Below are 19,282 nucleotides of genomic sequence, written 5' to 3'. Positions count from 1 at the left end.
GCTCCCAGGAGCGCCGCTTCTTTATGGGCTAGACTCAACCCCTGTTAGTGTCACTTGATCCTTATTTTTTGGGGTAAAATAACAAGTTCCGGAGTGAGAAAAAAAGCAGACATTCCGCTCTAAATCTCATATCCTGTGCGGCGTCACGCGGTGTTTGCTGGCTGGGTATCACAAAGTAACAAAGTGTTATTTTTCGTTATAAAATAATTTCAGGCCAGTCCTGATGCGGCTTGTAGCCCAATAACTGAAAATTGCCAACCAGCGCGCCGATTACTGCACAGAAACTTGACCTGGATTAAACCATTGCGGGTCTGCTTTCGTTACTTTACAACATATCCATACTGACACGGTGGGTCAGGTTGCTTCAAAAACGACCAATCCACCAAAAAATATCAATAATATGGGGTGAAACCATGTACGAGAAGTCTGTTGTTATTACTGCTGAAAACGGCCTGCACACCCGTCCGGCAGCTCAGTTCGTGAAAGAAGCCAAAGAATTCCAAAGCGAGATCACTGTGGTCTCCGGTGGCAAGTCCGCCAGCGCCAAGAGCCTGTTCAAGCTGCAGACCCTGGGCCTGACCAAGGGTACCAACGTAACTATCCAGGCTGATGGCCCGGATGCTCAGCAAGCTGTTGAGAAGCTGGTTGCCCTGATGGACGAGCTGGAGTAATCCAGCTTTAGATTCCTCCCCCACAGTCGTTTTAATAGGAAGGATTATGATATCTGGCATTCTTGCGTCCCCCGGTATCGCATTCGGTAAGGCGCTTCTTCTTAAAGAAGATGAAATCGTTATCAATCAGGGCAAAATCTCTGCTGACCAGATTGATGCCGAGATCAACCGTTTCCTCGAAGCTCGTACCAAGTCAGCTACCCAGCTGGAAGCCATCAAAGAGATGGCCGGTCGCACCTTCGGTGAGGAAAAAGAGGCCATCTTCGAAGGCCACATCATGCTGCTCGAAGATGAGGAGCTGGAAGGGGATATCAAATCCTTCATCAAAGACAACAAGGCTTCCGCTGACAAAGCCATCTATGAGGTGATCGAACAGTACGCCAAGATGATGGCCGAGCTGGATGATCCTTATCTGCGCGAACGCGCTACCGACTTCCGTGACATCGGTACCCGTCTGGTCAAGAACGTACTGGGCATCGCCGTTGTCAACCTGAGCACCATCGACGAAGAGGTGATCCTGGTCGCCAAAGACCTGACCCCGTCTGAAACCGCTCAAATCAACCTGAAATATGTGCTGGGTTTCGTCACCGACATCGGTGGCCGTACCTCTCACACCTCCATCATGGCCCGCTCCCTGGAGCTGCCGGCCGTGGTAGGCACCAACGACATCACCGAGCGCGTCAAGAACGGTGACATGCTGGTGCTGGATGCGATCAACAACCAGATCATCATCAATCCGACCGCTGAACAGCTGACCGAAGCCAAGAAGTTCCAGGCTCAGTTCCAGGCCGAGAAAGATGAGCTGGCCAAGCTGAAAGATCTGCCAGCCATCACGCTGGATGGTCACCAGGTCGAAGTGTGCGCCAACATCGGTACCGTCAAGGATACCGAAGGTGCCATCCGCAATGGCGCCGAAGGCGTGGGCCTGTACCGTACCGAGTTCCTGTTCATGGATCGTGACGCGCTGCCGACCGAAGAAGAGCAGTTCAAAGCCTACAAAGAAGTGGCCGAAGCGATGCCGGATCAGCCGATCATCGTGCGCACCATGGACATTGGCGGCGACAAAGAGCTGCCGTACATGAATTTCCCGAAAGAGATGAACCCCTTCCTGGGCTGGCGTGCCGTGCGTATTTTCTTCGACCGCGAAGACATCATGCACGCTCAGCTGCGGGCCATTCTGCGCGCCTCTGCCTTCGGCAAACTGCGCATCATGTTCCCGATGATCATCTCTGTCGAAGAGTTCCGTAGCCTGAAAGCCACCGTAGAGACGCTGAAAGCCGAACTGCGTGCCGAAGGCAAAGCCTTTGATGAATCCATCGAAGTGGGTATCATGATCGAGACCCCGGCCGCTGCCGTGATGGCTCATCATCTGGCCAAGGAAGTGGATTTCTTCAGTATCGGTACCAACGACCTGACCCAGTACACCCTGGCTGTCGATCGTGGTAACGAGATGATCTCCGCCATGTACAACCCGCTGTCACCCTCCGTCCTGACCCTGATCAAGATGGTTATCGATGCGTCCCACGCCGAAGGCAAGTGGACCGGTATGTGTGGTGAACTGGCTGGTGACGAGCGCGCTACCCTGCTGCTTCTGGGTATGGGTCTGGATGAGTTCTCCATGAGCGCCATCTCTGTACCGCGTATCAAGAAGCTTATCCGCAACACCAACTTCGAAGATGTGAAGGCAATGGCTGATCAAGCACTGAGCTTTGCCACCGCCGCTGAAATCGAAGCATGCGTAGATAACTTTATTAAGCAGAAGGCAGTCTGCTAAGATCGGCTGCAAACAGCGACAAATCATCTCTAGGAGCTTTATATGGGTCTGTTTGATAAACTGAAGAAACTGGTTTCCGACGATAGCTCTGACACCGGCGGCATCGAAATCTTTGCTCCGCTGTCTGGCGAAATCGTGCCGATCGAAGATGTGCCTGACGTTGTCTTCGCCGAGAAGATCGTTGGTGACGGTATCGCCATCAAACCGGCTGGCAACAAGATGGTTGCGCCGTGCGATGGTACCATCGGCAAGATTTTCGAGACCAACCATGCGTTCTCTCTGGAATCCGACTCCGGTATCGAGCTGTTCGTTCACTTCGGTATCGACACCGTTGAACTGAAAGGCGAAGGCTTCAAGCGTATCGCTCAGGAAGGTCAACAGGTCAAGCGCGGCGACACCATTATCGAGTTCGATCTGGCCGTTCTGGAAGCGAAAGCCAAGTCTACCCTGACTCCGGTTGTCATCTCCAACATGGACGAGATCAAAGAGCTGATCAAAATGACTGGTGCCGTGACTGTGGGCGAGACCCCGGTTATCCGTATCAAGAAGTAATGCCCGGCTGGCTCACGCCAGTTGCGCAGTAAAAAACCGAAGCCTTGTGCTTCGGTTTTTTTATGGCCGCGAGTCGGCTTTCCGTTCTGGTGATCACTCTATTCCGTCGAGATGACAACCTGGTTACGGCCCTGATCCTTTGCCTGATAAAGGGCCCGGTCTGCCATCATCAGCAGATAGTCGATGCTCTCCTGCCCCTTCATGCTGGCACACCCCAGACTGATGGTGAGGGAGAGCTGCTTCCCCTGCCATGGCAATCGGGTGGTACTGACATGCAGGCGCAGCTGTTCGGCGCGCCGTGCCGCCTGTTCAATATCGCAACCAGGCAGGATCAGCAGAAACTCCTCTCCGCCCCAACGGGCCAGACTCTCCCCCGGCAACAGCTGGCCAGCCATGGCGTGGGCGACGGTGCAGAGCGCGGCATCGCCCGCAGGATGGCCGTAGCGGTCATTGACCTGTTTGAAATGGTCGATATCTCCCAACACCACCGAGAGGGGCTCACCTTGCAACCAAAGGGCCTGCAACTGTTGCTGGGCGCCACGCCGGTTGGTCAGTTCGGTGAGCGGATCGGTGCAGGAGAGGCGGCTCACCTCTTCCACCATGCACTGCAGGTCGTGGATATCGCGAAAGGTAACGATATGGCCATCCGGGATGGCATCGGCTCCCAGCTGGGCAGTGACGATAAACCAGCGCGACTGACCGCTCTTGCAACGGATCAGCGCAGGCATCTCGGCAACCTCCAGCCCTTGCGACAAGCTCTGTTCCACCTGGGAGTGCCAGGAGTCGATGATGGTGCGGCGATACCCTTCATCCGGGTAGGCGACCTGAAACCAGGAGGCCATGTCCGGAAGCTCGTCAAGGTTGTAGCCCAGTTGCTCAATAAAGGCTTTATTCAGGAAGCGGTGGCGCCGCTGCGGGATCATGTCGGGTGAGCAGCCATCGTGACGGGCAATGGATTCGGACACCAGAATAGGCAGCGGGATCACATCGAAGGAGCGAAACAGGATCTGTTGCAGTTCTCGGTCATTCATAGGAAAAGCGGCTCCACGATGCATCTTTTACATGCTTTACCATAGGTCAGACCTGTTTGGTGGTAAACCGATTTATAGCGGTTAGGCCGCCGGTTTTTCAGCAAAAGGCAAAGGCGAGAAAATGGCGGAGTTGTGTGCCGTGGCCGTATCGGGTGAAAGCAGGGGGGGCCGGGGAGAAGGGGGGGCAGAAGGGTCAAAAAAACCCACATGGTCAGGCACATGTGGGTCGGGAAAAACCAGGCAGGGTAAAACAGACACTCCCTGTGTCGGTCATCTTCAGCTCAGGTGGAGGTGATCCATCTGCTGGAGCTTTTCGGGCCAGGGCCCCTGCTGGTGGTCACCAAATCTTCACGCGCTCGGAAGGTGGCAGATAGAGCTTGTCTCCCGGCTTGATGGCAAAGGCGCGATAGAAGGCCGGCATATTCGCGACGACGCCATTGACCCGGTACTCCAGCGGCGAGTGGGGATCTGTCTTGAGCAGGACGGCTGCAAGCTCGGGCCGGTACTTCCCTTTCCACACCTGTGCCCAGCCGATAAAGAATCGCTGCTCGGCGGTGAAGCCATCGAGCACAGCTGACTTGCGGTTGCCCAAGGCGAGCTGGTACGCCTTGTGGGCGATGGTCAGGCCGCCGAGATCGCCGATGTTCTCGCCAAGGGTCAGCTGGCCGTTGACATGCTCCCCCTTGATGGGCTCGAAACGGTCGTACTGTTTCGCCAGTTTTTGCGCTCTGGCGGTGAACTCCTTGAGATCGGCCGGAGCCCACCAGTTGTGCAAGGCACCGTTGCCATCGAATTTAGCCCCCTGATCATCGAAACCATGGCTCAACTCGTGACCGATGACCGCGCCGATGGCGCCATAGTTGACCGCATCATCCGCCTTCAGATCGAAGTAGGGCGGTTGCAGTATGGCTGCCGGGAAGACGATCTCGTTGTTGTTCGGGTTGTAGTAGGCGTTCACTGTCTGCGGATTGTCGAACCACTCCTCCCGATCCACCGGTTGATGGAGGCGGGCAAGGTGCTCGTTGTAACGCACCGTGGCCGCGCGCTGGGCATTGCCGACCAGATCATCGGGACGGATCTCGATTGCGCTGTAATCCTGCCACTGGTCGGGATAGCCGATCTTGACCCGTACCTTCTCCAGTTTCGCCAGCGCCTGCTGTTTGGTCGGGGCAGACATCCAGTCGAGCCCACCGATCTCCTGGCGATAGGCAGCGATCAGATTGCGTACCATAGTCGCCATCTGTGCCTTGGCTTCGGCCGGGAAGTAGCGCTCCACGTAGAGTTTGCCCACCGCCTGACCCAGATAGTCGTCCAGCACCTCCATGGCCTGCTTCCAGGGCTCCCGCTGCCGGGGGATGCCGCTCAGGGTCGTGCCGTAGAAAGCGAAGTGCAGGGCATTGCTCTGGCTGTCGAGATAGGGCGCATAAGTACGTAGCAGATGGAACAGGCAGTAGGATTGCCACTGCGCGATGCTGGTCTCCTGCATCACGGCGGTCAGCTTCTCCAGATAGTCCGGCTCACTGACGATGATCTCCGTTTCCCCGGCGATACCGGCCTCTGTCAGGTAGCGTTGCCAATCCAGGGGGGGGCAGCAACTGACTGAGGCGGGCGATGGGCAGTTTGTTGTAGGTGAGGTTGTCATCCCGCCGCTTGACTCTGTCCCACTGCAGGCTGGCGAGGCGGGTCTCCAGCGCCAGAATGCGATGGGCCTGCTCGCTCGCCCCCTCGACGCCGGCATGGTGTAGCAGGGCGCTAATGAATTGCTCGTAGCTGGCCCGCAGTGTCTTGCTGGCGGCATCTGCTTTCAGGTAGTAGTCCCGATCCGGCAGACCGAGACCGGATTGTTGCAGGTAGATCCCGTAGCTGTCAGGCTGCTTCTTGTCGGCCATGAACCCGATACCAAAGGGTGCGCCGCCGCCCAGCTTGTTAACACGGGCAAAGTAGGTGGCCAGCGAGGCGCCATCATGGATGGCCATGATCTCGTCGCGCAGCGGCTGAATGGGGGTCAGCCCTTTGGCATCCCGACCGGCCTGATCCAGATAGCTGGCGTAGAGGTCGGCTATCTGCTGGCTAGGAGTTCCGGCTTGTTGCGGGCGCTTGAGCAGCTCCTCCAGCAACACCTTGCGATCCTCCAGCGACTTGTCCGCCAGCAGATTGCCGATGGTCTGTCCCGGCAGGTCATCCGGTATTTGGGTCTGGGCCAGCCAGTTGCCGTTGACGTGGCGAAACAGATCGTCTGCCGCGCGCACGCTGTTATCCATGCTGGCCAGATCCACCCCGGAGTGGCCGCTGGTGGCACCGGCGCATGGCGCGAGGCCAAGCAGGGCCAGCACAATGAGGCTGGCGATCATGCTGCGTTGCTGTTTCATCTTGTGTGTCCTGTATGGGGTGCCAGTAGTGAATTGGCTGTAACCGCTGGCCAATCAGCTGCGAACGACAGAGAGGAAGCGGCCGTCGTGATTGAAGGTGCAGGTAAAATCGACTGCATCATCATCGGTCTCGTACTGGCCATAGACCTTGTATCTGTGGCCACTCTCTTCTGCCGACTCGGTGGTGATATCGCGCGGGGAGACATGGAATTTACTGGCTGCTTCCCCCGAGCAGTAGCGGGGCATCTTGCTGGTGGCCATATGCTGGTCATCGCTATCGTCATGCTGGCCATCATGCTCGTGTTTGTTATCGCTGTGCTTTTTCCCGGCGTAATAGCCAGCGGCACCGATGGCACCCAGCGCAGCTGCACCTATCAGGACTTTCTTGGTGTCCAGATTCTGGCAGCCGCTCAATGCCAGACAGGCGGCTATTCCCATTACCATCAAGGGGTGTTTCATCGGGTGTTTCATCTCTCGGATCCTTTCAATTATCAAATGAGCAAGTCGGTGTCAGCAGGGTGGTGGTCACAGTGCCCGGCGCTGGAATGGCGCCACTTTGCAATGGACAGGATGAAGAGGACACTCAAATAAAATTAAAAAAAGTTATAAAAGTCCGGGAGCCGGAGCGAGCGCAGTATGGGGTAAGCGGTGAGGGGATAAGGGCGCAGGTTTCATCCATGCGTTAAGTAGCAGTGTGGGTTAAGTGTTTGTTTTTTAAACTTTTATTTCTCTTTATATTTTATCAAGGGTGATGGCTTCCTGTTGTGCTGCGGCCAGCCATGCTGGCGGTGGATAGCCGTCTCTATCTTCCTAAACCGGGCATAAAAAAGCCGCTCACCTGGGTGAGCGGCTGTTGCTATCAGATTAATGCAGTTCGCTATCAGGCTGGCTGCTTGCCATCTTCCGCGGGCGGCGGCAGGGCGGCGGAGTTGGACTCCACCTTCTGCTCTTCGCCCTGCATGTTCTTGATGTAGACATCCATCTGGTTGAAGGCGATCTCGATGCCGTTCTCGCGGAACAGCTGGTCGATCTTGCGGTTCAACTCGTCCACCGCCGGGTTGCGGTCTCCCAGTTCGCTCACGAAGAAGCGCAGCTCGTGATCCAGCGTGCTGGCGCCAAAGGTGAGGAAGTAGACGATGGGGGCCGGATCTTTCAGCACGCGGCTATTTTCGTCGGCCGCCTGTTTGAGCAGGGTGCGGGTCAGCTCCAGATCCGAGCCATACGCCACGCCCACCCGTACGATCACCCGGGTGACGGTGTCACTCAGCGACCAGTTGATGAGCCGTTCTGTCATCAGCTGCTGGTTGGGGATGATCACCTCTTTGCGGTCGAAGTCGGTCAGGGTGGTGGCGCGAATGCGGATCCGTGAGACGGTACCGGAGAAGGAGCCGATGGTGACGGTGTCACCGATCCGCACCGGACGCTCGAACAGGATGATGATGCCGGAGACGAAGTTGGAGAGAATCTCCTTCATGCCGAAACCGATACCGACGGACAGACCACCCGCTACCCACTGCAGCTTGTCCCACTGCACGCCCATCATGGAGAGAGCAGTCAGGGAGCCAAAGCCGATCAGCACGTAGTTGAGCATGGTGGTGATGGCGTAGGCGGTACCCTGAGCCAGGTTGAGCTTGGAGAGCACCAGCACCTCCAGCAAGCCCGGCAGGTTGCGCGCCAGTGACCAGGCACCGCCGAGCAGCAGGAAGCCGATCAGCACGTCACTCAGGCTGATGGGGAACAGCACGGCGTTGGCGCCGGTGCCTTCGCTGCGGTGCCACAGCACCATACTGTCGAGGTAGGAGAAGACCGCGACCAGATCGGACCAGAGCCAGTAGAAGGCGACGCCGAAGATCAGCATCAGCACGGTACGGGTCAGACGCAGGGACTGCTGGCTGACATCCTCCAGATCCATGGGCTGCTCTTCGATGGACTCGCCACCTTCCGCATCTTCCGAAGATTTGTGCTCACGCTTGGCCACCGCACGGCGGTAGGCCAGACGACGGGCCGCCAGCTCCAGACCACGCAGGGCGGTGCGGTAGACCAGGCTCCAGATGATGATGAGGTAGAAGGATTCGATCAGGCGACCGGTCAGCTTCAGCGCGGTGTAGTAGTAACCGAGCACCGCCAGCACGATCAGCGCCACCGGTGCCAGCGCCAGAGCGATGGCGATCAGCGACTTCTGCATGCTCGCCTCGCCCTTGATGCGGGCGCGGGAGATGGGGAACACCAGATAGGCGGCCAGCCCCAGCAGGGTCAGGGTCATGGCCTGGCCGATCACGTCGTTGCCCAGGGTGGAGGGTTCAACCACCGCCTTGGTCGCGAGCATGATGAGCGGCAGCAGTGGCAACCAGATGTAGCGCATGCTGTTGCGCTTGGCCTGCAGCTCCGCTTTCGGGATCCGGAAGTGGGTCTCGGCGATACCGCCCGGGCGCATCACCGCCAGATAGACGCTGAACACCAGATAACCGAGGGCGAGGTTCAGGGTGATCTGGAACATCAGCTTGGGACTGAGCAGACCGCAGTAGGTGAGCAGCAGACCGCCAGCCAGAATGAACATGCTGCCCGGCAGGCGTTGCAGCACGGTATAGAGCAGGGCGCGCGGGGTGTGCCACTGGCTATCCTGACGGAAACGGCCAAGGTCCTTGGTGATCTTCTTCTCGCGCTCAACCAGCGCCGGACGTTTCCAGACCAGCAGGCCGCCGATCAGCAGCAGCGGGAAGGCGAGCAGGGAGATCCCCAGCAGCTCTTCGCGCCAGCGTTTCCAGTCCGGTTTCAATACCCAGTCGGAGGCCTGTTTGTAGGCCTGGGCGGGCCAGCTGATAAACCACTTGCTGTCGATGGGCTTGTTGCTGCTTACCCAGAAGATGTGTTGCTGCAGGGTAAATTCGATAGAGGCATAGACCCGCGCCAGCTGCTGCTGGGTCAGCTGCAGGCTGATGGCGTTGGTGAGCTGGCTGTCGAGTTGGCGGTTGAGCTGATCGAGCAGATTGATGCGGGTGTCGAGCAGCTTGGCAAGGCTCTCCTTGTCCTCCTCGCTCACCGGATCCTTGCTGCCGGCGATCAGATTGTCCAGATAGAGGTTCTTCTGGAACAGCTGGTCACGCTGCTGGCTCAGTTCAAACTGAGCCAGATGCAGATCGGCGATCTGCTCTTCCAGGTTTTTGACGGCGATGGTGGGTGCCGCTTCCAGCTGCTGGTAGAGCTGATAGAGGATGCGCGACAGCAGCAGATTGCCCTTGAGCATCTGCACCTGTTCATTGAGGTTGCGCTCGGTCTGGATGCCGCGCTCCAGCCAGCTCTTGGCTTGCAGGTTTTTCTGTACCAGCGAGTTGAGGCTGGTGGTGGCACCGATCAGCTGCTGGCTGAGCTGGTGGTTGAGCTCCTGCTCTTTTTGCACCAGCGGGCTGTCTTCGGTCGCCACCAGTTCACCGGTCTGCTCGGCGGTTTTTTCGGTGTCGCCGAGGCGCTTGGCGCTGCTCTGATCCTGCAACAGCTGCAGTTTTTGCTCTTCGCTGGCGAGACGGGCACTCTGGTAGTCGCGCTGCTTGATCGCCAGATCCTGCATGCTGGTACGGTTATCCAGCTCCTTTTGCAGGTGGGCCAGTTGCAGGTCGAGCAGGGCCAGCTCGGCACCGAGCTTCATCTTCTCGGCGCTGGAGACGCTTTCACCGGCGTTGAGGCGGGTACGGATCTCCTGACTGCGCTGGTAGGCGCGGCTCATGCTGGCCTGGGCGCGCTCCGGCAGGGTCTGCAAGCTGGTGAGCTGGCTGCCGATGGCGCCGAGGGCCTCCTGGGCCGCCTGCATGTTGGCCAGCACTTCTGGCTGACGGCTGTCGAGCTCTGCCAGACTCATGCTGGCGTATTCGCTCTTGATCTGCTCGGCACTCTTGCCCTTGGTCAGGGCATCGAGCTTGGCGCTGATCTCTCTGAGCTCGGTGGGCAGGTTGCGGATCCGCTGGGCCTGGGTCTTGGCCTTCGCCTCTTCCTTGTCGATGCTGTCGAGCAGTCCGAGGGTTTCGGTCAGCAACTTCTGATCCGCTTGCTGACTGACGGTCAGGGTCTCTGATTTACCCAGACCATCCAGCGCTCGCTGAACTGCGTTGCGAGAGGGGACATCTTGCGCCATGGCTTGCGGCATGCAGAGGCTGGCGAGGAGACAGAGCAGCGGCAACAGGGTGGCCGAGACTCTTTTAAAACGTATTGAGGGCATATAACTTCCGGGTTATTACGCGATATTCGGGAGATTTCCCGCATAGATTAAATTCGCGTGGATTCTAACACCGGGCTTGTCAGGTAAGCAGGGGGGAGGGACAAAAAAAACGGCGCCCGCAGGCGCCGTTTTCAACTCGTTCAGCTCTGATTAAAGAACGTGAACAGAAGCGGTGTTGGTGGTGCCGCTCGGTACCAGAGCACCGGAGACCATCACAACAACGTCACCTTTCAGACCCATGCCGATTTCCAGCGCGGCTTCTTTACCGATGCGATAGAAATCGTCGGTAGAGGCGATGCTGTCAACCACGTGAGCAACCACACCCTTGGTCAGAACCAGCTGGGCAGCAGTTTTCTTGTTGGTGGTGATAGCCAGGATCCAGGCTTTCGGGAAGTACTTGCGAATGGCCTTGGCAGACTTGCCGCCTTCGGTAGCGACCACGATCAGCGGGGCGTCCAGCTTCTCGGAGGTCTCTACGGCGCCTTTACATACGGCTTCGGTGATGCGCAGCTTGTTGCTGTCGTTGGCAGCAGACAGGTTGGACGGCATCACGGCATCGGTACGCTCGCAGATGGTGGCCATGATGGTCACTGCTTCCAGCGGGTACTTACCCTTGGCGGATTCACCGGACAGCATCACTGCGTCGGTACCGTCCAGGATGGCGTTGGCCACGTCACCAGCTTCGGCGCGGGTCGGACGCGGGTTCTTGATCATGGAGTCCAGCATCTGGGTGGCAGTGATAACCACTTTGCGGGCTTTGTTGCACTTGGCGATGATCATCTTCTGGGCGAAGATAACTTCTTCAACCGGGATCTCTACACCCATGTCGCCACGAGCAACCATGATGCCGTCGGAAACAGCCAGGATCTCGTCGAAGTTGTCCAGACCTTCCTGGTTTTCGATCTTGGAGATGATCTGGATGTTCTCGCCACCGTGGGCTTTCAGGTGCTCACGGATTTCCAGAACGTCTTCTTTCTTACGGATGAAAGAAGCAGCAACGAAATCAACGCCTTGCTCGCAACCGAAGATCAGGTCGCGCTTGTCTTTCTCGGCCAGGGCCGGCAGCTTGATGGAGACGCCCGGCAGGTTAACGCCTTTGTTCTCGCCCAGGTCACCGTTGTTCAGCACTTTACAGATAACTTCGCGCTCGGTGATTTCGATAACGTCCAGACCGATCAGGCCGTCATCAACCAGGATGCGGTTGCCGACGCGCAGATCGTTGGCGAAACCTGCATAGGTCACGGCCACTTTGTCTTTGTTGCCAACCACGGTCTGGTCGGTGGTGAAGGTGAAAGTCTGGCCAGCGACCAGCGCGACGTCGTTGCCGCCTTCCAGCTTCATGGTACGGATTTCCGGACCCTTGGTGTCCAGCAGGATAGCTGCGTGCTTGCCGGTCTCGGCCATTACAGCGCGCAGGTTGCTGATGCGGCTGCCGTGCTCGGCGTAGTCACCGTGGGAGAAGTTCAGGCGCATGACGTTCATGCCGGCGTCCAGCATTTTGGCCAGCATTTCTTTGGATTCGGTCTTCGGACCGATGGTGCAGACAATTTTGGTCTTTTTCATGTCAATCTTCATGGTTAAGGAATTTCCGCCGAGCAATATACACCAGTTTTTGGAATCTTTTTATGATCCAGAAACAACGTTTTGACCAGATAACGTTTTCTTTTCAGGGATAACGTTTTCCTGTGAGTCACATTTTAGAGCATACGGCCACAGGTTCGGGCTGAAGGGATACAAATGTTGCCATCTGTGGTTGTTTGGCCGGGTTGAGGTTCAGATGTTGTAAAATGACCACCCGTCCGCTGTCACCGTCTTGTCACCGGCTTGCGCAAAAATGTTAGTTCATTGGCGCACGGGTGAAGGAGGCCGGGATGAAAAACAGCCATGAAACCGGATGGACTCTGCTCTTGCTGGGCGCCGCCCTGCTGCTGGTTCAGACACTGCCAGCCCGCTACTGGCCTGACAATGCCGGTCTGCTGGCGATCTTCTCCCATCCAGTGAAAGGGGAGGCGGCCGCCGAGGGATTGGCGTGGCGAGAGTGGCAGGATCACAGTGCAGCGACCCGGATGGCGCTTCGTGCAGCCCGACCGCAGCCGGATGCGCCGCAGCCATGATATCTATTGCCGATTCCCTGTCGTGAAGGCGTGTAATTATCAACCATTGGTTGATAGTGCTTATCTATCCTGCTGGATTGTTCACCTTTAATGGCAGGGGGATAATCGATTCCAACAGCGATATCCCCTCCGGTATCGCCCCCTGATACTTTGTTGGAGTCTGCTTTATGTCCCTCGCCCCCGTCTGGTTTATCTCTCACGGCGCACCGGATCTGGTGCTGCGTGAGCAACCCGCCACCCGCTTTCTGCGAACCCTGCGTCTGGGTGAGCTCAAGGGGCTGGTGGTCATCTCCGCCCACTGGTTCAGCCGCGAGCTGCAGATCAACGTCGAGCCCAAACCGGAGCTGATGTACGACTTTTACGGCTTTCCCGAGCCCCTCTACCGGATGCGCTGGCCAGCCAGCAGCCCCGAGTGGCTGCAACAAGGGGTGAGCGACCAGCTGGCACTGGCCGGACTGACCGCCACCCCGGTGCGGCGCGAGCTGGATCACGGGGTCTGGTCGCCGCTCTCCCTGATCGACCCAAACAGCGAGATCCCGCTGGTGCAGATCTCCATTCCCGCGAGCTTCACCTCGGCCCAGTTGTGGCAACTGGGAGAGGTATTGGGGGCGCTGCGCAGTCAGGGGATTGGCATCCTCGCCTCCGGCGCCATCACCCACAACCTGCGGGCGCTGGCACCGGAAGGCTCGCCAGTGCCGGAGTGGGCCAGCCAGTTTGTCGACTGGCTGGAGCAGAAGATGGCCGACGAGGATCGGCTGGCGCTGCTCAACTATCGCCAGCAGGCTCCAGGCGCGGTGGAGTCCCATCCCCACGACGATCATCTGCGCCCACTCTTTGTGGCGTTGGGGGCCGCTGATGGTGTGGCGCCCACCCGGCTGCACGAGAGCTGGGATGGCGGCAGCCTCTATATGGGCGCCTACCGCTTCGGTTGATTGCCTCTCAACAAGACCCCGCCAATTGGCGGGGTCTTGTTATTTACGGCGTGGGGGTGCCGATGATACTGGTGATTGAGCCGAAGGCTCTCAGGGAACCACTACCCGGCTCTCGCCGCCGCCGAGGGCTTCGACTCTGATCTGCACGCCAATCCGCTCTACAAGCGTCTGAACGTGGGAGATGACCCCGATCTGGCGACCGGCGGCTTGGAGGGAGTCGAGGCTGGCGAGCGCCAGATCCAGACTGTCCGGATCCAGGGTGCCAAATCCCTCGTCGATAAAGAGCGACTCGACCTGGGTCTGCCGTGACGAGAGGCTGGAGAGGGCCAGCGCCAGCGCCAGCGACACCAGAAAACTCTCGCCACCGGAGAGGGAGTCCACCGAGCGCACCTCATCCCCCATGTCGAGATCCACCACTTGCAGCGCCAGATCGGTGCCGGGTACCCGCTCCAGCCGGTAGCGCGGTGATAGTTCGGCGAGCTGGGCGTTGGCCTCCAGCAACAGGCGCTCAAGGGTGAGGCTCTGGGCGAAGGTGCGGAACTTGGCGCCGTTGGCCTGCCCAATCAGATCGCACAGCTGCTGCCAGTGGTCGGCCACCGCCTGCTGGGCGGCCAGCTCCTGTTGCAGGCTGCCCGCCTTGAGGGCGGCGGCTTCGGCCTGTGCCAGTTTGCTCTTGCACTCGAACAGCTGCTCTTCAAGGGCGCGACAACGGGCATCGAGTGCCGCCAGTAGATCGCTCAGCTCTGCATCCGGCAGGGCGGCCAGCTCGGGGTGATGCTCACGATAGCGATCCCGCTTGCTCTCCTCCAGCGCCAGCGCCCGTTGCCGCTCGGCAAGACGAGTACGCGCCTCACCAAGGGCATCTTCCAGCCCCTGTAGGGCAGAGCGGCGAGCCTTGAGTTCATCGGGGCTGATGGCGAGCAGACGGCGCAGGTCGTATTCGGCGATGCCGAGGGTACTGGCGTGGGCAGCCCAGCGCCCCAGCACCTCCCGCTTGCGGCGGCTGCTGGTCTGCTTTTCCTGCTCCACATGGGTGAGGCGGGTCTTGAGTTCGGTCTGCCGCTCCCGCAGAGCACGGCCGCCGCTTTGCATCAGCTCCAGTTCGCTGGCGAGTTGTTGCAGACGCTGTTGCCAGCGGCTCTCGACCAGCGGGATCTCCTCGCCATTCAGACAACCGCTGCGGCTGGTGAGCAGCCCCTGCCGCTGCTGTTCGTGTTCCTTGTAGTCCCGCTCCAGCTTGTGCAGCAGTTCGCGCTGGGTCTGCAGGCGCGCCTCCTGCGCACTCAGTGCCGGGGTGAGACTGGCGATCTCGCTGGCCAGCCGCTCCCACTCGCTCTGGCCGTGCAGCCAGGCTTCGCAGGTCCGCTGCCACTCGTGCCACTGCTGGCTGCCGAGCCACTGGCGCCACGGTTGGCCGCCCATCTGCTCGTCGAGGCGGTGGGCGCCTTGCTCAAGGCGCTGGCGCAGGGTCGCTTCCTGCTCGCCCATCCCCTTCACTTCCCCTTCCAGCGCGATGCGCTGGCGATCGGCCTCCTGCCACTGCTGGTCAAACTGCTGGTGCTGGGCAGCCAGTTGGCTCAGTTGCTGACGCACCCCTTGCAGCTGTTGTTGACCAAGCTGGGCCTGACGCAGCTGCTGCTGGCTCTGGGCCAACCCCTGCTCCAGCGCCTGGCCATGGCCAAGCAGTGTGCTCATCAGCTCGTTCCACTCAATGGGGCTTTGGCGCAGCGGCAGCGGATGGCCGAGCAGGGTATCGCCCCCCAGCTGTTGCCAGCGCTGGGTCAGCTGCTCGGCGCGGGTTTCCAGCTCCGGCTGGTGCTGCTGGCGTACCGCCAGCTGGCGGGCCAGCTCCTGACGCTCGCTCTCGCACTGGATGTATTGATGATTGAGCCGATCCCATTCGAGTTCGAGGCTTCTGACCCGCTCCGCCAGCTGACCCAGGATCCCCGCCACTTGTGGTTGGCTCTGGCTGTAGGGGTGCTCCCCGGAACCGCACAGCGGGCAAGGTTCGCCATCGCTCAGGATATGGCGATACTGCTCGAAGCTGGCGATGGCACGGGACTGCTCCAGCGCATGGCGCGCCTCGTCCCGCTGCAGGGCGAGCCGCTCGCGGGCGGGGGCCAGCTCTTCGCCAAGGGTGGCGAGCTTGCCCAGCGCCTGCTCCAGCTGGGCAATCTCCTGCTGCAAGCGGCCATGTTGTTCGCCGTGGTTGCGGCCATAATCGGCCAGCTCCAGCAACTGGCGCAGCTGACCCAGTTGCTCGGTCTGCTGCTGCCACTGCTCCTGCGCCTTGGCGAGGCGGCTCTCCCACTGCTGCTCCTGCAGCTCGTTCTGTTGCTGTTGCAGCCGAGCTTGTTCATGTTGCCAGTAGTCGCGCTCCTGCTGACCTTGCTCCAGCTGGCGCTGCAACTGCTGCAGGGCGCGCAGCTTGTGATCCCGCAGGGTGAGCAGTTGCTGCAGCTTGTCGGCATCCTCTGCCCAATCCTGCATGGCGGTCAGCAGGGGCTGCCACTGGCGGGCAACCGGTGCCAGCTCCTTGTGCTCTTCGAGCCAAAGTCCCCACTGCTGGTGCTGCTGCTTGAGCAGCTCCACCTGTCGGCTCTGCTCGCGCCAGCCCTGCTCCAGCGTGAGTTGCACTTCTCGCTCCTGTGCCCCCTCCTGCTGGATCTTCTGCAACTGCTGCACCTTTTCCCGGATGCGGGTATCGAGCTCCTGCGCCCGCTTGAGTTCGGGTTGCAGGGCACCCCATTCCCGCTCGGCGGCGATCTTCTCCGCCAGCAGCTGCTGCTCGGTCAGCGCGCTCTGCTGGGTCTGCTCCTCGAGTTTGGCCAGCTCCGGGCCCAGCTCGGCGATCACCTTCTCCTGCTGCTGCACTTCCAGAGTGAGGCGGGCCAGCTCGTCGTGATCGGCGCGGGCTACCTGGGCCTGTTCGGCACGGGCAAACTCCTCGCGCTCGGGGGCCGCGGCGCCGTGGGCCTGCAGGGCGGCATCGAGCGCCGCCTGTCCCTCGGCGCAGCCCTGCAGCTGGGCGGCAATGCGGCTGTTGAGGTCGCGCAAGTCCTGCATCAGCAGCTGTTGCTGCTGCTCGTGCTTGAGGGTGGTCGAGAGGCTTACCTGCTGGCTTACCCACTGTTCGCGGGTCGCTTCATCCATCAGCGCCACGTCGCCGAGGCGCTGGGCGATGGTGGCCAGCTTCTGCTGCTCTTCCCGCGCCCGTTCATAGGTCTGGATGGAGATGGCGGAGTAGAGCTCGGTGCCGGTCATCCGTTCGAGCAGAGCGGAGCGCTCGTTGGCATCCGATTTGAGGAAGGCGGCAAACTCCCCTTGCGGCAGGATCACCGCGCGGCGGAACTGCTCCCAGGAGAGACCCACCAGCTCGTCGATGCGATCCTGCAGCTCCCGCTTGCTGCCGGAGAAGACCTGCCCGGACTCCACATCGGTCAGGGTGCGCTCTTGCGCCTGAAAACGCCCCTCCGAGCGGTTTCGCGCCCGGCGTACCGCCCAGCGGGCCAGCCAGATGCGACCATCGCAGCCACGAAACTGCACCTCGGCAAAACCGCTGGCGTGACCGCGACTGAGAATGCCGCGCACGTCGTTGGCCTTGAGCTTCTCTTCATCATCCATGCGACCCACTTCGGCCACGTTCTTGCGATTGGCGATAAAGCGCGGCATCTCGTCGTATAAGGCCAGACAAATGGCGTCGAGCAGGGTGCTCTTGCCGGCGCCGGTATTGCCAGTGATGGCAAACAGACCCGCGGCGCCGAGCGCCCCCTTGGTAAAGTCGATGGTGAAGGGGCCGGTCAGACTGGCCAGATTCTCACCTGACAGAGACAAGATTTTCATTGGTTTGGCTCCTTCACCTGCTCCAGGATCTCTTCAAACGAGGCAACCAACCCAGCCTCGGGCTCCCCTTCGAACTGGCGCTGATAGCAGAGGCGAAACACCTCGGTGGGGGAGAGCTCATCGAGCCTGCGCCGCTCGCGACCATCGGCCAGCCCTTCCCCCGAGCCCTGATACTGGGTGCTGATGCGGGCCAGACGCACCGGTTTGTCTGCGATGGCGGCGAGAATCCGCTCGCGGATGCGGGCCTCGGGCTTGGGCAGCAGCAGCCGCACTTCGAGGAAGGGTTGTGCCTCTTGTGGACAATCAGGCAGCTCGAGCGATGCGATGGCGTTCAGCGCGTCGTCGAGGGTGCTCTGGGGCAGGCGGATCATCTCCACCGCGCGGGGAACCGGGATCCGCTCCAATCCGGCCATTTTCCCCTCCGCAAAGGTCACTTCCAGCACCTGATGGTTGTAGTTGGCTTCGGCAAGCGAAAGCGGCAGCGGTGAGCCGCTGTAGTGCACCCCCTCGGCCGGGCTCTGGGCCAGATGGAGGTGACCGAGCGCCGTGTAGTCAGCACCGGCAAAGAGTTCGGCGGGCAGGGCGTGCTGGTTGCCGCCGAGCACCCGCCGCTCCGACAGCTCCGAGAGTTGGCCCGCCGCCAGATAGGCGTGGCCCATGGCAATCAGTGGCAGCGCCTCCCCGCAGCGAGCGCGCCCTTCGGCCAGCACCTTGGCGTAGACCTGTCGAACCCCTTCGATCAGTCTGTCCTGCCCCTCAGCCAACTGCTCCACCCGCAGATCGCTGCTGCGCAGGAACGGCACGGCGGCGCACCAGGCGGCAATGTTGCCCTCCCGGTCTTGCAGCGGTACCAGCAGGCGGTCGGTCTCGAGCTTGCCCTCACTGTCGCGGCTGATGCTGCCCACCAGATGCAGATCAAAGGCGCGCAGCAGCTCGTGGGGGGCGTCGAGCTTGGAGGGGGAGTCGTGGTTGCCGCCGATCAGCACCATGTTGAGGCGGGGCATTTCGGCGCGCAGTCTGGCCAGAAAGCGGTAGAGCTGTTGCCAGGCGCTGGCGGGGGGATTGGCGGTATCAAACAGATCACCCGCTACCAGCAGAGCGTCAATCTCGCGCGCCTTGAGGGTGTCGCTCAGCCAGTCGAGAAAGGCATCGTGTTCAAAACGGCGGTCATGACCATGAAGTTGGTGGCCAAGGTGCCAGTCGGCGGTATGGAGGATTTTCATTGGAAAGCAGCCCGGTTGCAGGGACGGTGCCTGTGGCACCCGATGGTGACAAGATGAGGATGCCCCGTGCTTTTTTCAAGTAAAACAGGGGGCTGGCATCGATTCAGGCAGGTTCGCAGCACATCCGGTATTGGGGGTGGCCGGTAAGGGGATCGGACTCCTCGGCCTCGATGACGAAGCCGTGGCGGCGATAGAAACGCACCGCCTGATCATTCTCGACGAAGACCCGGGCGTGGAGCGACGCCCCCTGACGCTTGGCCTCCTGCAGCAGGGCGTGGCCGACGCCGCGGCCCTGACGGTCGGGGCGTACGAACAGGGCGGCGAGATAGTTGTCCACCAGTGCCATGAAACCGAGCAGATCGCCGCGTTCCTCGAACACCCAGATGGCGGCGCGATCGAGATAGCGGGTACGCAGATCCTCCTGGGCCTGCCACCAGCAGGAGGCATCGACGAAATCGTGGGCCTGCAGGGAGGCCAGCAACCAGATTTCGACGATCTCTTCCATGTCTTCCGGGCGACTGGGCCGCAACATACCTTCATCCTTGTTAACAATTTACTTTCGC

Annotated in this window: 12 protein-coding genes and 1 pseudogene; 5 read left to right on the top strand and 8 right to left on the bottom strand. The window is 60.1% G+C overall.

The features are described 5' to 3' along the window. Positions 1-413 precede the first annotated feature (413 nt). From AB5Z05_RS13590 to crr, 3 genes are read left to right on the top strand one after another with little or no spacing between them, the layout of a single operon-like run. The gene (locus tag AB5Z05_RS13590; protein WP_005338266.1) at positions 414-671 is read left to right on the top strand and encodes an HPr family phosphocarrier protein; all 258 of its coding nucleotides are present in this window, start codon (positions 414-416) and stop codon (positions 669-671) included. A gap of 46 nt (positions 672-717) precedes the next feature. Beyond that, complete coding sequence (gene ptsI, locus AB5Z05_RS13585; RefSeq protein ID WP_058058331.1) at positions 718-2,445, top strand: phosphoenolpyruvate-protein phosphotransferase PtsI; 1,728 nt, start codon at positions 718-720, stop codon at positions 2,443-2,445. A gap of 42 nt (positions 2,446-2,487) precedes the next feature. Further along, positions 2,488-2,997, top strand: a complete 510-nt coding sequence (crr, locus tag AB5Z05_RS13580) for a PTS glucose transporter subunit IIA (RefSeq protein ID WP_005338264.1) — start codon at positions 2,488-2,490, stop codon at positions 2,995-2,997. Between the two features lie 98 nt (positions 2,998-3,095). On the opposite strand, the gene AB5Z05_RS13575 is transcribed toward crr, so the two are convergent. The 5 genes and pseudogenes from AB5Z05_RS13575 to pykF all read right to left on the bottom strand — a co-directional run bounded on the left by AB5Z05_RS13575 (position 3,096) and on the right by pykF (position 12,170). Further along, on the bottom strand, positions 3,096-4,028 hold the full coding sequence (locus tag AB5Z05_RS13575; protein ID WP_368151889.1) for a GGDEF domain-containing protein: 933 nt from the start codon (positions 4,026-4,028) through the stop codon (positions 3,096-3,098). 337 nt (positions 4,029-4,365) lie between these two features. Beyond that, positions 4,366-6,397: pseudogene (locus tag AB5Z05_RS13570) on the bottom strand (M13 family metallopeptidase). Positions 6,398-6,451: 54 nt separating this feature from the next. Then, positions 6,452-6,868, bottom strand: coding sequence for a hypothetical protein (locus AB5Z05_RS13565; RefSeq protein WP_234915188.1), 417 nt, complete (start codon positions 6,866-6,868; stop codon positions 6,452-6,454). A 409-nt stretch (positions 6,869-7,277) separates the two neighbouring features. After that, positions 7,278-10,607: a mechanosensitive channel MscK gene (gene mscK, locus AB5Z05_RS13560; protein WP_201955310.1), complete on the bottom strand. Its 3,330-nt coding sequence runs from the start codon at positions 10,605-10,607 to the stop codon at positions 7,278-7,280. A gap of 150 nt (positions 10,608-10,757) precedes the next feature. After that, positions 10,758-12,170 carry a pyruvate kinase PykF gene (gene pykF, locus AB5Z05_RS13555; protein WP_031227651.1) on the bottom strand — a complete coding sequence of 471 codons (1,413 nt, stop codon included), beginning with the start codon at positions 12,168-12,170 and terminating at the stop codon, positions 10,758-10,760. Between the two features lie 308 nt (positions 12,171-12,478). On the opposite strand from pykF, the gene AB5Z05_RS13550 reads away from it, so the two are divergent. Beyond that, entirely contained in the window at positions 12,479-12,721 is a 243-nt protein-coding gene (locus AB5Z05_RS13550) for a hypothetical protein (RefSeq protein ID WP_201955312.1), read from the top strand. 167 nt (positions 12,722-12,888) lie between these two features. After that, entirely contained in the window at positions 12,889-13,653 is a 765-nt protein-coding gene (locus AB5Z05_RS13545; protein ID WP_368151886.1) for a class III extradiol ring-cleavage dioxygenase, read from the top strand. Between the two features lie 90 nt (positions 13,654-13,743). On the opposite strand, the gene AB5Z05_RS13540 is transcribed toward AB5Z05_RS13545, so the two are convergent. The 3 genes from AB5Z05_RS13540 to AB5Z05_RS13530 all read right to left on the bottom strand — a co-directional run bounded on the left by AB5Z05_RS13540 (position 13,744) and on the right by AB5Z05_RS13530 (position 19,251). After that, positions 13,744-17,496 (bottom strand): AAA family ATPase, encoded by a 3,753-nt coding sequence (locus AB5Z05_RS13540; RefSeq protein ID WP_368151884.1) that lies wholly within the window; start codon positions 17,494-17,496, stop codon positions 13,744-13,746. Further along, complete coding sequence (locus AB5Z05_RS13535; protein WP_368151882.1) at positions 17,493-18,719, bottom strand: exonuclease SbcCD subunit D C-terminal domain-containing protein; 1,227 nt, start codon at positions 18,717-18,719, stop codon at positions 17,493-17,495. The genes AB5Z05_RS13540 and AB5Z05_RS13535 overlap by 4 nt, the downstream gene beginning before the upstream one ends. 103 nt (positions 18,720-18,822) lie before the next feature. Then, positions 18,823-19,251, bottom strand: coding sequence for a GNAT family N-acetyltransferase (locus AB5Z05_RS13530; protein WP_005338252.1), 429 nt, complete (start codon positions 19,249-19,251; stop codon positions 18,823-18,825). Positions 19,252-19,282: the final 31 nt, after the last annotated feature.

It is taken from the genome of Aeromonas sp. R2-4 (genome assembly GCF_040908365.1).
Lineage (GTDB): Bacteria > Pseudomonadota > Gammaproteobacteria > Enterobacterales > Aeromonadaceae > Aeromonas > Aeromonas veronii.
Note: the sequence above shows the minus strand (reverse complement) of the source record. Positions and strands in the feature narration are given on the sequence as shown.